The 12,658-nt window shown below is 64.1% G+C and carries 9 protein-coding genes; 4 read left to right on the top strand and 5 right to left on the bottom strand.

All coding sequences use genetic code 11. The annotated features are described in order from the left end of the window. Positions 1-2: 2 nt before the first annotated feature. A complete protein-coding gene (gene pyrE, locus AC1DRD_RS01770; protein WP_478039869.1) occupies positions 3-596 on the top strand; it encodes an orotate phosphoribosyltransferase in 594 nt (197 codons plus the stop codon). Between the two features lie 80 nt (positions 597-676). On the opposite strand, the gene AC1DRD_RS01765 is transcribed toward pyrE, so the two are convergent. The 3 genes from AC1DRD_RS01765 to AC1DRD_RS01755 form a co-directional block, all read right to left on the bottom strand. Beyond that, entirely contained in the window at positions 677-1,426 is a 750-nt protein-coding gene (locus AC1DRD_RS01765) for an isocitrate lyase/PEP mutase family protein (protein WP_478039867.1), read from the bottom strand. A gap of 113 nt (positions 1,427-1,539) precedes the next feature. Next, a complete protein-coding gene (locus tag AC1DRD_RS01760; RefSeq protein ID WP_066826631.1) occupies positions 1,540-2,337 on the bottom strand; it encodes a LytR/AlgR family response regulator transcription factor in 798 nt (265 codons plus the stop codon). Continuing rightward, positions 2,334-3,494 carry a sensor histidine kinase gene (locus AC1DRD_RS01755; RefSeq protein ID WP_478039865.1) on the bottom strand — a complete coding sequence of 387 codons (1,161 nt, stop codon included), beginning with the start codon at positions 3,492-3,494 and terminating at the stop codon, positions 2,334-2,336. The genes AC1DRD_RS01760 and AC1DRD_RS01755 overlap by 4 nt, the downstream gene beginning before the upstream one ends. Before the next feature lie 119 nt (positions 3,495-3,613). Here AC1DRD_RS01755 and AC1DRD_RS01750 point away from each other — a divergent pair, with 119 nt between their 5' ends. Genes AC1DRD_RS01750 through AC1DRD_RS01740 form a run of 3 tightly spaced genes read left to right on the top strand, consistent with a single transcriptional unit; the run spans position 3,614 to position 7,632 of the window. Further along, positions 3,614-4,024 carry a hypothetical protein gene (locus AC1DRD_RS01750; RefSeq protein WP_478039864.1) on the top strand — a complete coding sequence of 137 codons (411 nt, stop codon included), beginning with the start codon at positions 3,614-3,616 and terminating at the stop codon, positions 4,022-4,024. Positions 4,025-4,072: 48 nt separating this feature from the next. Beyond that, positions 4,073-6,319, top strand: coding sequence for a TonB-dependent receptor (locus AC1DRD_RS01745; protein ID WP_478039862.1), 2,247 nt, complete (start codon positions 4,073-4,075; stop codon positions 6,317-6,319). Continuing rightward, positions 6,316-7,632 carry a PepSY-associated TM helix domain-containing protein gene (locus AC1DRD_RS01740; RefSeq protein WP_478039860.1) on the top strand — a complete coding sequence of 439 codons (1,317 nt, stop codon included), beginning with the start codon at positions 6,316-6,318 and terminating at the stop codon, positions 7,630-7,632. The genes AC1DRD_RS01745 and AC1DRD_RS01740 overlap by 4 nt, the downstream gene beginning before the upstream one ends. Before the next feature lie 145 nt (positions 7,633-7,777). Here the strand turns inward: AC1DRD_RS01740 and AC1DRD_RS01735 are convergent, their stop codons facing one another. Beyond that, the gene (locus tag AC1DRD_RS01735) at positions 7,778-10,354 is read right to left on the bottom strand and encodes a TonB-dependent receptor (protein ID WP_478039858.1); all 2,577 of its coding nucleotides are present in this window, start codon (positions 10,352-10,354) and stop codon (positions 7,778-7,780) included. 150 nt (positions 10,355-10,504) lie between these two features. Then, complete coding sequence (ligA, locus tag AC1DRD_RS01730) at positions 10,505-12,643, bottom strand: NAD-dependent DNA ligase LigA (protein ID WP_478039857.1); 2,139 nt, start codon at positions 12,641-12,643, stop codon at positions 10,505-10,507. Positions 12,644-12,658 lie beyond the last annotated feature (15 nt).

Below are 12,658 nucleotides of genomic sequence, written 5' to 3'. Positions count from 1 at the left end.
CCATGGCCGCCCCGTACGACCGCGAAGCCCTTCGCACGCTGCTCGCCACGCGCACGCTGAAGCGCGGCGATTTCCTGCTCGTCTCGGGCAAGCGCAGCCGCATCTATTTCAATATGAAGGCGACGATGATGACGCCCGAGGGTGCCGCGCAATGCGCGCGCGGGCTGTTGTCGGTGCTCGATGGGCTCGATGCCGATTATGTCGCCGGGCTGGAGATGGGCGCGGTGCCGCTGCTCGGCGGGATCGCGGCCTTGAGCTGGGACGTCGGCCGGCCGATCGGCGCGGTGTTCGTGCGCAAGGCGGCGAAGGCGCATGGCACCTCACTGATGGTCGAGGGGCTCGACGATAGCGGCGGCGAGACGCTGCAGGGCAAGCACGTCGTGCTGATCGACGATGTCGCGACCAGCGGCGGATCGATCCTCAAGGCCGCCGAGCAGATCGAAGCGGCGGGCGGGATCATGAAGGACGCCATCGTCATCCTCGATCGCGAACAGGGGGCGGACGCCAATCTCGCCGAGCGCGGTATCACGCTGCACGCGCTGTTCACCGCGACCGATCTGGGGGTGACCGAGGCGGACAAGCAGCCGATCGAGTGAAAGCCGTCGCCCCGGCGGAGGCCGGGGCCTCAGGCCGTACCGCGACTCTCCTGCGATACCGGCCTTCGCCGGGATGACGGTTATTTCCAGTTGATTGCCGGCCGCGCTTGCTCCTCGAGCCAGGCCATCGCCGCGAACCACGGGCTGCCGCCATAACTGACGCGCGCGACGCCGGCATCGGCGAGCGGCTTGGTTGGCGCGCCAGGACCGGGAATGACGTTGATCAGCGCGCCGGTACGCTTGACGATCTCGGCGATCGCCGTCGTATCGCGCAGACCGGGGACGAAAATGCCGCTCGCACCTGCCGCCATATAGGCCGCGGCGCGATCGACGGTTTCGTCGAGCATCGATGCGTCGTGCTGGTCGGCCGGCGCGCGCAGATAGAGGTCGATACGGGCATTGATGAAGAACGCCTCACCCGCGCCCTTGCGCGCCGCCGCGACGCGGTCGGCCTGGGTCGCGATCGGATAGACGCCCTCACCGCCGATCACCGAATCCTCGAAATTGCAGCCGACCGCACCGGTCGCGGCGAGGCCGGCCAGATTGGCGGTGATCCCGGCCGCGTCCCGGGCATAGCTGCTCTCGAAATCGATCGAGACGGGGACGTCGACCACATTCATGATCCGCTTCGCATTGTCGAAGACGAGATCGAGCGGCACTTCCTCGCCATCGCCGAAGCCGAGCGACCCAGCCGCGCCGTAGCTGCCGGTCGCGATCGCCTTAGCCCCCGCCTTGGCGATCGCCACCGCGCTACCCGGATCCCAGCAATTGTAGATGATCAGCGGGTCGCCAGGGACGTGGAGCGCGGTGAAGGTTTCAAAGGCGGACATGACGATTCTCCTGGAAGGCTCGACTTTTGTTGCCAATTTGTTCCGCACTGGTCAAGCGATGGGAATCCGGCGGAGCGAGCGGGGAGAGCCGACGTGACCCTCCCCGCTCGGCTCTAGTGGACGAAGCGCGCCACCACGTCGCGATAGCTGCGGCTGACTTTCACCTGGCCGCCCGAATCGAGCACCAGGAAACATTCGCCATTGGTATGCGGCTTGACCTGTCGGACAAGGTCGAGATTGACGATCGTCGAGCGATGCACGCGCTGGAAGCGGCGCGGGTCGAGCCGCTTTTCCAGATCCTTCATCGTCTGGCGCAGGATCAGCGTGTTGTCGCCGGTCTTGATGCACATGTAGTCGCCCGCCGCTTCGACCACCTCGATCGTGTCGACGTCGACGCGGAAGATCTTTCCACGATCCTTGATGTTGATCAGCTTTTCGAAGCGATTGGACGACACCTCGCCGCCATCGGCGATCTCCTCAGCTGCTTCCGGCGCAACCTCGGCCAGCGCTTCCTTGTATTTGCCGACTTCCTCGGCGGTGCGCTTCTCGCTCAGGCGCTGGCGGACGCGGTCGAGCGTGTCGGCAAGACGCGATTCCTCGACCGGCTTGACCAGATAATCGGTCGCCTGTGCCTCGAAGGCGCGAATGGCGTGGTCGGAATAAGCGGTGACGAAGACGAACAGCGGCGGTTCGACTTCCATCAGGCCCTGGATCACCGAAAAGCCGTCGAATCCCGGCATCTGGATATCGAGAAACACCAGATCGGGCTTGTTTGTCTTGATACTGCGGATCGCCTCGCGCCCGTTGGCGCAACGATCGATGATCTCGACATCGTCATGCGCTTGAAGGCGGAGTTCGAGCCCCTGGATCGCGAGCGCTTCGTCGTCCACCAGGATGGTTCTTATGGTCATGCGGCCTCTCTATTCGGATCTTCCAACTGGTACGGAATCTCGATCTCCACAGCAAAGCCGCCCCCTGGTGCAGACCGAGCATCGAAACGGTGGTCAGGTCCGTACGCCTGAGCCAACCGATCTCTTATATTGGCGAGCCCCACGCCAGTTGAAAGGCTCGGCCCTAACTTGCTCTCGATCAAGCCGGGGCCAGTGTCCGAGACGGTAATCCGGACCCGTTCGCCGACGAGACGTGCCGAAACTGCGATTTCCGCCCCCTCCTCGCTCGGCGTGACCGCATATTTGATCGCGTTTTCGACCAATGGCTGGAGCAACAAAGAGGGCAAACGCGCGCGTTCGGCGCGGGGATCGATCTCGAATACCGGGCGCAGGCGCTTTTCGAACCGCATCTTCTCGATCTCGAGATAGAGTTTGAGCGTATGTACCTCCTGCGCGACCGTCACGTTCGCGGTCGGCTCGTAAATCAAGGTGAAGCGCAGGAAGTCGGCCAGCCGCGACAGCATCGCATTGGCGCGCTCGGTTTCCTTGAGCAGCACCAGGGTCGAGATCGAATTGAGCGTGTTGAACAGGAAATGCGGGTTGAGCTGATAGCGCAGCATCGCCAGCTGCGCCGACGACGCCTGATTGCCGAGCACCAGCAGCTGGTCGGCCTGCTGTTCGACGATCAGATAGAAATTGATCCCGAAATAGAGCGCCGACCATCCCGCCAACACGGTGAAATTGAGGAACAGCTGGCCGAATACCAGGCCCAGGTTGAGGCCCGGATTGTCCTTCATGATGCTGTAGGAGAAACCGTTGAGCACCGCCGCCAGGAACGTCGCGCCGGCCAGCGTCACCACCGTCAGCAGGATCGCGCTGATCCGCGGCAGGCGGCGATAATAACCGTACAGGGTCGAAAGCAGCAACGTGATGCAATAGCCGACGATCGATTCGATGATCCCGGGGACCAACGCCGACATCGGTGCGCCATTGGACACCGACGACACCGAGCGAAGCAGCAGATAGCCGCCCCAGCCGACACCCTGCAGGATCCAGAACGCACGACTCTTGTCCTCGAAGAACGGACGCGAAAAGATCGCGGGAGTCCAGAAGCGGCGCTTCTGGCCCGTCAATGAGGTGTCGGCCGGCGCCGGCACGGGAGAGGAAATCGTGGCCATCGGGCTGGTCCCTTTATACCGGCCGGACCGGCCACGCAAAGCATCGCCTGTGGGCGGTTGTCCATGGACAGGAATATCAATGGCATCGGCGCGGTCTTTTGCTTAGGAGCAGCCCCGCAATGAATCCCGCCACTCGCCCCGACATGCTTGGCCGCCGCTTCGGCTGGCTGGTGTTGCTGGTGGCCGCGTTGCTGGTGCGCAGCGTCGCTCCCGACGGGTGGATGCCGGTGGTCAACGCTGCCGGCGGGATCGAGATCACCGTCTGCAACGGCACCGGCCCCGACGACGCCATGGTGCTGTCGCCCGATGGCAAGCTGCATCACAAGGCGCCAGGCAAAAGCCAGCCCGGCGACCACGTTTGCGCCTTTTCGGGGCTCGGCATTGCCGACGTGCCGCCGACGCTCGTTACGCTAGCCGCGCCGATCTTCGCGCCCGGAGCCGCGTCGACGCTCGATCCGATCGACGCCTTCCCCGGCCGCGGCCTCGCCGCGCCTCCGCCTCCCGCCACCGGACCGCCTTCCCTCGCCTGAACCGACGCTGCCTCCGGCAGCTTGAGCGATTCAGTAAGGGGAATGATTGTGACTATTGCCAAGCGCACCCTGTGGTGCGCGTCGCTCGCCGCGATGGCGAGCGCCATCGCGCTGCCCGCGCATGCCGCCGATGACCCCGCGCCAGGCGACGACCGCCGCGACGACATATTGATCACCGCGCAACGCCAGCAACAGACGATCGAGAACGCACCCTCGACACGCGCGTCGGTCGACGCCGACACGATCGCGCGGACGGTCAACGCGATGAACGTCGAAGACACGCTCAAATATCTGCCCAGCCTGATCGTGCGCAAACGCCATATCGGCGACACCCAGGCGCCGCTGGCGACGCGCACCGCCGGCCTGGGCGCCAGCGCACGCAGCCTGATCTATGCCGATGGCGCGTTGCTGTCGGCATTGATCGGCAACAACAACACCTCGGCCAGCCCGCGGTGGAGCGCGGTCAGCCCGCAGGAGGTGGCGCGGATCGACGTGCTCTATGGGCCGTTCTCAGCGGCCTATCCGGGCAATTCTATCGGCGCGGTGGTCAATATCACGACGCGCCTACCCGACGAACTCGAGGCGACCGCGACCGCGGGGGTCAGCGTCCAGACCTATGACCTCTATGGGCGGCGCGATACCTATCCGGCCTATCAGGCGGGGCTGACGATCGGTGATCGCTTCGGCCCGCTGGCGCTGTTCGCGAGCTACGATCACGTCACGAGTCGTTCGCAGCCGATCGGCTATGTCACCGGCGCCGCGGGCCCGGGCGTGGTCGGGGCGATCCCTGATCGCAACCGGACGGGACAGCCGATCACTATCCTGGGGTCGAGCGGGATCGAGCGTCAGGGGCAGGATCGCGTCAAGCTCAAGGCCGCGCTCGACCTGAGCAGCGATATTCGCCTGACCTATGTCGGCGGGCTGTTCCTCAACCGCACCAATGCCAGCGCCGAGAGCTATCTGACGGCGACCGCGACCGGCCTCCCCGCCTATCCCTCGGCATCGTTCGCCAGCGGCACCTACCTATCGCGCCAGCGCCACTGGTCGCACGCCGTGTCGCTCGGGGGATCGGCCGGCGCCGTCGATTGGCAAGTGATCGGAACGCGCTACCGCTTCGCCGATGACGAGCAGCGGGTGCCGACGGGCTCCCTACCCGCCGCTTTGTCGGGCGGTGCCGGCAACGTCACCCGGCTCGACGGCACCGGATGGGACACGCTCGATGCCAAGGCGGCCTGGAGTCGCGGCGGCAATGTGCTGAGCGCCGGTGCGCATTGGGACCGGTTCGTACTGGCTAGCAATCGCTATGCGACGACCGACTGGATCAAGGGCACCGACGGCGCGCTGAACCAGCAGTCGCTGGGGAAGACGCGCACCGCTGCCTTGTGGGCGCAGGACGCGCTCGACCTTCTGCCCAGGCTGACGCTGACGCTCGGCGGCCGCTACGAATGGTGGCGCGCCTATGACGGGGTCAATTTCTCGGCCTCGCCGATTGTATCCAATATCCAGCCCGAGCGTTCCGCCGCCCGCTTCTCGCCCAAAGCGTCACTGGCCTGGAAACCCGCCGACAAGTGGAAGGTGCAGCTGTCCTATGGCGATGCCTGGCGCTTCCCCACGGTCGGCGAACTCTATCAACTCGTCTCCACCGGCGTGCTCGGCGCAATCCCCAATCCCGACCTCAAGCCGGAACATGCTCGTTCGGCCGAGCTCGCCATCGAACGCGTGGATGCGAAGGGATCGATTCGCTTGTCCCTGTTCAACGAGGTCGTGACCGATGCACTCATATCGCAGACCGGCACCCTCACGGCGGTCAGCGGCGGGACGCTCACCGCGAGCTTCGTCCAGAATGTCGACCGCACGCGAGCGCGTGGCGTGGAACTGGCCGTCGTCCGCAACGACCTGATCCCGCGCATCGATCTGTCGGGGAGCGTGACTTATGCCGACGCCACGACGCGCGCCGATCCCGGTCTTCCGGCGGCGATCGGCAAGCTGATCCCGACCGTACCGCGCTGGAAGGCAAATGCGGTCGCGACCTGGCGGCCGGTCGATGGCGTCTCGCTGTCGGCGGCGGCGCGCTATTCGAGCCGGATGTACGGCCAGCTCGACAATAAAGACGTGGTCGGCAACACCTATCAGGGCTTCTACAAATTCTTCGTCGTCGACCTGCGCGCGCAATTTGTCGTCGCGAAGAAGTATGCGCTCGGGCTCGGCGTGGATAATGTCAACAATGACAAATACTTCCTGTTCCACCCCTTTCCGCAGCGGACGTTCCACGCCGACCTGACGATCAAGCTATGAGCGTCCGGCCGCCCGGCTCGCGCTGGTACAATGCGGTCTGGCGCTGGCATTTCTATGCGGGGATGTTCTGCGTCCCGTTCGTTTTGTGGCTGGCGATCACCGGCAGCATCTACGCCTGGCGGCCGCAGATCGAGGCGTGGCTCGACCGGCCTTACGACTCGCTCGTCCCCATCGCTACGCGCGCGACGCCCGAGGCGATCGCCGCGGCTGCGGTGGCGGCAGTGCCAGGATCGCGGCTGCACAAATATGAGCTGCCGCAATCGGATAGGGCAGCGGTGCGAGTCCTGGTCGGCACCGATAGCGGGGATCGGCGTGTCTATGTCGATCCTTACAGACTGATACCGCTCAAGGTCGTGGCCGAAGACAATCGACCGATGCAAATCGTGTCGCGCCTACACGGCGAGTTGCTCGCGGGCGCCTGGGGCAGTTATATCGTCGAGATCGCGGCCTGTTGGACCCTGGTGATGATCCTGACCGGCCTGTATCTCTGGTGGCCGCGGGGACGAGAGAGATATGCGGGCGTGCTCTATCCCCGTCTGTCGGGCGGGCGCCGATTGTTCTGGCGCGACTTGCACGCCGTGACCGGCATCTGGGTATCGCTGCTCGCGCTGTTCGTGATCGCCACCGGTCTGCCTTGGGCAAAGGCATGGGGAAGCTATTTCAAGGAGATACGGACGGTGACCGGCACGCTCGACGGGCCGGTCGACTGGACGATTGGCGGCCGCAAACCCGCCGACGACCCGATGCTCGGCGATCATGCCGGACATATCGGCATGGCGATGGCGCACCAAGGCGTCCAGCCGGGAGAGCTGAATCGCGCGGTCGCCATGGCGACAGCACTCCACTTCGCGCCGCCGGTGCTCGTCTCGCCGCCGGGCAAGCGACCGCACGGCTGGACAGTCTCCTCCGATGCCGCCGACCGGCCATTGCGCGCACAAGCAGTGGTCGACGGCGCGGCGGGCGCCGTGCTCGCCCGCAAGGACTTCGCCGAACGCCACTGGATCGACCGTGCTGTTGGCTACGGCATCGCGACGCATGAGGGCCAGTTGTTCGGCATTGCCAATCAAATGCTGATCACGCTTGGCGCGCTGATGCTGATGACGCTGAGCGTATCGGGAGTAATCTCATGGTGGCGGCGGCGTCCTTCGGGGCGACTTGGCGCACCTTTGCCGCTCTCGCGCCCGCGCTTCCACGCCGTGTTGATCGCAGTGATTGTCGCGCTTGGGCTGGCGATGCCGCTGTTCGGCGCGTCGCTGCTGGTGGTGCTCGCGGTTGAGCGCGGACTGAAACGCTGGTCGAGCGTCGCCCGCTAGCTGGGATTTCGAACTGCCCGATCCTGACGCTTCAGCCACCGCGCAACGCGGCATCGACTCCCAGCCTGCCCGTCGCCTGCAAAAAGAAAACGCCGCCCCTGCCCGGAGGCAGGAGCGGCGCTCTTTAGTCAGCCGATCCTTTGGATCAGAACTGCACGTTCAACGAAACCGACGCGGTACGCGGCGAACCGAGATACGCGAACGGCACGCTGGTGTATGAGCTATTCGGGTTGCCCAGATTGCCGACGTAGAACTGGTTGAACAGGTTGGTCACGTTGACCTGGAAGTAGGTCGTCTTGTTCAGGCCGAGGAAGCCCAGGTTCACGCGCGCATCCAGATCAACGACGGTATAGGCTGGCGTCTTTGCACCGTAGAGAATCGTCGTCGTCGCAGCACTCGTGTCGATCGAGCTGTAGATCGGCACATTCTGATCGTTGACGTAGCGCGGACCAGTGCGCTTCACCTGCATGCCGAGCTCGAACGGATCGACGTCAACCTGCGCGCGCGCGCCAAGCGTGTAGGTGGGCGCACCGGCCTCACGCTTGCCCGCGGTCAGCAGGTAATAGTCGGCATTAACGGTCGTGCACCCCAGCGTATGATTGGTCACGTTCGCCGTGGAGCAGGTACCACCAACGACATTATCCTTGATCTTCGACTTCAGATACGAACCGAATGCATAGAGCGTCAGCTGATCGATCGGCCGATACGAAATGCTGGCATCGATACCGTATTTGTCGACCTTGCCGAGGTTCCGATAGACCGTCTGGTCCAGCTCGGGGTCGTAGGACGATGCCAGGCGGTTGGTGAAGATCGTGTACCAGCCACCGACAAACGCCTGAACCTTGCTGGTCGAATAGCGGAAGCCGGCGTCGAAATTGTCAGTCGTCTCCGGCTTCGGCGTGCCCACACCGACCGGATAGTAGAACTGCTGATACAGATTGTCGGTGCCCGGAACCTGCAGACCCTTCGAATAGCTGGCATAGACCGACAGGCCGCCGCCAAGCTTGTAGGTCAAACCGGCGCTGGGCAGCACACGGTTATAGGTGAACTGACGGAATTGCGGCGCCTGATAGCCGGTCACCACATTCGTCGTTGGATTGTACGTGTACGGATTCGCTGCTGCATAACCGGCAATATCGGCGCTGCTGCCGGCGACGCAGTCGAGAAAACCGGCAGCGCTGGTGGTGAAGCAATATTGATGCAGGTTGCGCTTGAACCACGGAGCGCGAACACCGAGGTTCACCGTCAGCCCACCGAATTCGCCACGATATTCACCCGACACCTGGTCGAGCACCGCGTACGATTTGCGGTTGCGCTTTTCGAGCGGAGCCCCGTTCGGCGCGAAGATCGGCGAGTTGATCGGGAAGACGTCGAACGGCTGGCCATTGGCCTGGAGACGAATGAGCTCGCCCGACTGCCGGTGGCGACCATAATCGTGCGTGTAGGTCAGGCGAAAGGTCTGCGTGTCGGTGATATCCCAACGCAGCGAGCTCAGGATCGTGTAACGATGCGTGACCGTCTGGCTGGTGCCGTCGAGCTTCACGGTATCGAGCGTGTCGCCGTCGCCATTGAGGTCTACACCGGTATAATAGGTGTTGCCGATGAAGCCGTAACGGCCAGCCGGGCCGGCGACCTCACGACCGTTCACCGCGTAAAGACCACCGTTCGCTTTCACATATTGAATCGTCGGATCGACGGTCAGAACCAGTCCGTGGGCCAGCGTGAAGCGCGAGCTGAAACGCAAGCTGCCGGTGTTCGACGGATTGACGTTCTGTTCGAACAGCGTACCGCAAGTATTCGGCGTATCCGCGAGGTTCGGGCGCGCAGCGGCCGTCTGGCACGGTGACGTACGCAAGAACGCTTCGTCGAAGTTGCGCGGGAAGCGATTGGTCGTGCCGCTACCGACGATACAACCAGTCGTAACCGAGCAGGTATTACGCAGCGGATAGTCCGGCGTATTGGTGTTGCGGTTGACGTTCCAGTTGCCGGCCACCGCGATGAAGTCGCCATTGCTGCCCAGCGGCTGATAGATCTTGAAGTTATAGGCGTTCTTATTGATCTGGCCGAAATTGCTGAACAGGACGTTGTTGGTCGCGCTGGTGGCCGAGAACCACGCCTTGGTGCCGAACGAGGTGAAGGTACCCGTGTTGACCAGGCCGAAAACGCGGAAATAATTGAGATCGCCGATCGAGCCGACCAAACGGACACCGAACTTGTCGGTCGGCGTGATGGTGCGGTAATTGACGGTCGAACCGGAAGCCGAGGCGGTCGGGCTGTCGACGTCGGTCGAGCCGAGGCTGACGTTGACGCTGTCGATCAGTTCGGGATCGATCTGCTGGTTCGAATAGATCGCATAGTTGCCGGTATCGTTGAGCGGGATGCCGTCGACGGTTTGCGAAATGCGGTCCGGACCGAAGCCGCGGATGGTCAGGCGGCCGCCCGACGAACCGTACGGATCCTGGCTCTGGAAGCTGACTCCCGGAAGCGAGTTGATCACTTCGTCGATCGACTGGCCGGGAGTCTGGCGCGCGATGAATGCCTGATCGAGCTGAACCTTGGTCTTCGGCGTGTCGGGAATCACGACCCCGCCGACACCCCTGGTCTTGGTGGCGGTGATGACGATGTCGCCTTCGAAGTCCGCCGTACCGGTCGACTGCGCATAAGCAGCGCCCGGGAGCATGATCGCGGCCGCAGCCACGCCAATTAGAAATTGAGTCCGCATTATATTCCCCTTTGGGCGCGAGTCGCTGTTGAGCGCGGCGTTGCTTCACCGTCGCGAGGGCCCATGGAGACTGAATATTTCGGTTCAATGACAACGCAAGAGGGCGATGAGATTACTGTGGATTAACTCATGCTGCGTTGCAAAAAAGCATCATCCCGCATTCGCCACGATTGCGGCCCATCCGGCCTCATCCATGACTTCAATATTGAGTTCGGCCGCTTTCTTGAGCTTTGAGCCAGCACCGGGGCCCGCGACGACCAGATCGGTCTTCGCCGAGACCGATCCCGACACGCGCGCGCCGAGCGCTTCGGCCTGCGCCTTGGCCTCGTCGCGGCTCATCGTCTCGAGACTTCCGGTGAACACGACGGTCTTGCCGCTGACGCGTGATTCGCGCGCCTTGAAGACAAAGGCGGGCGGGCTGACTTCCGCCAGCAGGTCATCCCACACCGCGCGGTTATGCGGCTCGTGGAAGAAATCCGCCAGCGCATTGCCGACCGCGGCACCGACATTGTCGACGCCGATATGCTCGGCGATCGCCTTGTCGCGCCGCGCGCGGAATTTCTGCTCGTCTTCCGCCAGCGCGGGGACGATGCTGTCGCGGAGTGCGATGATCTCGTCGGCCAGCGCCTTGATCTCCGGCAGGGTGGCATGGCGCTTCAGCAAGTCACGCGCGGTGACCACGCCGACATGCCGGATGCCCAGCCCGAACAACAGCCGCACCGGATCGGGCGCCCGCTTCGCTTCGATCGCGTCGAGCAGATTGTCGACCGACTTCTCTTTCCACCCCTCTCGCCCGAGCAGTTCCTCGCGATACGCGGCGAGGCGGAAGATGTCAGCGGGCTCGGCAATCCGGCCGAGATCGAGGAATTCGCGAATCGTCTTGTCGCCCAGCCCTTCGATGTCGAGCGCGCCTCGGCTGACGAAATGGCGCAGCCGCTCCTGGCGTTGCGCAGGACAAATCAACCCGCCGGTGCAGCGGATATCGACCTCGCCTTCCTCGGCCAGAGCTTCCGAGCCGCATTCCGGGCAATGGGTCGGAAAGATCCAGGGATCGCGCGGTTCGTCGCGAGTCAGATTCTCGACGATCTGCGGGATGACGTCGCCCGCGCGCTGGAGCACGACGCGGTCGCCCGGCCGCACGCCCAGCCGCGCGATCTCGTCGGCATTGTGCAACGTCGCGTTGGTGACGACGACGCCGCCGACCGTCACCGGCTCGAGCCGCGCGACCGGAGTCAGCTTGCCGGTCCGCCCGACCTGGATGTCGATTCGCTCGAGCGTCGTCTGGGCGCGCTCGGCGGGGAATTTGTGCGCCAGCCCCCAGCGCGGCGCGCGGCCGACGAATCCCAACCGCGCCTGCCAGTCGAGCCGGTCGACCTTGTAGACCACGCCGTCGATATCGAACGGCAGATCGGCGCGCTCGGCCTCGATTGCCTTGTATGTCGCCAGCGCCTGGTCGAGCGTGCCGCCCGGCTGGAACTGGCGCGTGACGGGGAAACCCCAGGCGCGGATCGCAGCGATCACCGCCGATTGCGTGTCGCCCGGTAGCGCGCTGGCATCCCCCCAACCCCAGGCAAAGAAGCGCAGGGGACGTGATGCGGTGACGGCCGCGTCCTTCTGGCGCAGCGACCCGGCCGCGGCGTTGCGAGGATTGGCGAATTGGCGCGCGTCCTTGCCGCTGTCCTCGGCTTCGGCGAGCAGGCGCGCGTTGAGCGCGGCGAAGGCCTGTTTCTCCATATAGACTTCGCCGCGGACCTCGAACACATCAGGAGCACCGGCGGGGAGCGTTGCGGGGATGTCGTCACTGATCGTGCGGACATTGGCGGTGACGTCCTCGCCAATCTGACCGTCGCCACGCGTCAACGCCTGGACCAGCCGGCCCTTTTCGTAGCGTAGCGAGCAGCTCAGTCCGTCGATCTTGGGTTCGGCGGTCAGCGCGATCGCTTCGCCTTCGCCCAGATTGAGGAAGCGGCGGACGCGGCCGACGAAATCGCCAACTTCCTCGTCATCGAAGGCATTGTCCAGGCTGAACATCGGGCGCGCGTGCGCAGCCTTGGCAAGGTGCCCCGCAGGCGCGGCACCGACCTTGCGGCTGGGCGAATCGTCGCGGATCAGATGCGGGAATGCCGCCTCGATCGCGCTGTTGCGGCGCATCAGCGCGTCATAATCGGCGTCCGAAATCTCGGGCGCGTCATCGGCATGATAAAGCCGGTTATGGTGCGCGATCTCCGCCGCGAGCTGTTCGAGTTCAGCGGCGGCGGCGGTGTCGTTGGCGGGCAGCGGAATCGTCATGCGCCTTTCTTTAGC

It is taken from the genome of Sphingomonas sp. P4_G2 (assembly GCF_056401155.1).
Note: the sequence above shows the minus strand (reverse complement) of the source record. Positions and strands in the feature narration are given on the sequence as shown.

Excerpts from the sequence above, each read along its gene's own strand:
- pyrE (WP_478039869.1), top strand. The coding sequence starts at position 3 with ATGGCCGCCCCGTACGACCGCGAAGCCCTTCGCACGCTGCTCGCCACG.
- AC1DRD_RS01765 (WP_478039867.1), bottom strand. The coding sequence starts at position 1,426 with ATGTCCGCCTTTGAAACCTTCACCGCGCTCCACGTCCCTGGCGACCCG.
- AC1DRD_RS01760 (WP_066826631.1), bottom strand. The coding sequence starts at position 2,337 with ATGACCATAAGAACCATCCTGGTGGACGACGAAGCGCTCGCGATCCAG.
- AC1DRD_RS01755 (WP_478039865.1), bottom strand. The coding sequence starts at position 3,494 with ATGGCCACGATTTCCTCTCCCGTGCCGGCGCCGGCCGACACCTCATTG.
- AC1DRD_RS01750 (WP_478039864.1), top strand. The coding sequence starts at position 3,614 with ATGAATCCCGCCACTCGCCCCGACATGCTTGGCCGCCGCTTCGGCTGG.
- AC1DRD_RS01740 (WP_478039860.1), top strand. The coding sequence starts at position 6,316 with ATGAGCGTCCGGCCGCCCGGCTCGCGCTGGTACAATGCGGTCTGGCGC.
- AC1DRD_RS01735 (WP_478039858.1), bottom strand. The coding sequence starts at position 10,354 with ATGCGGACTCAATTTCTAATTGGCGTGGCTGCGGCCGCGATCATGCTC.
- ligA (WP_478039857.1), bottom strand. The coding sequence starts at position 12,643 with ATGACGATTCCGCTGCCCGCCAACGACACCGCCGCCGCCGCTGAACTC.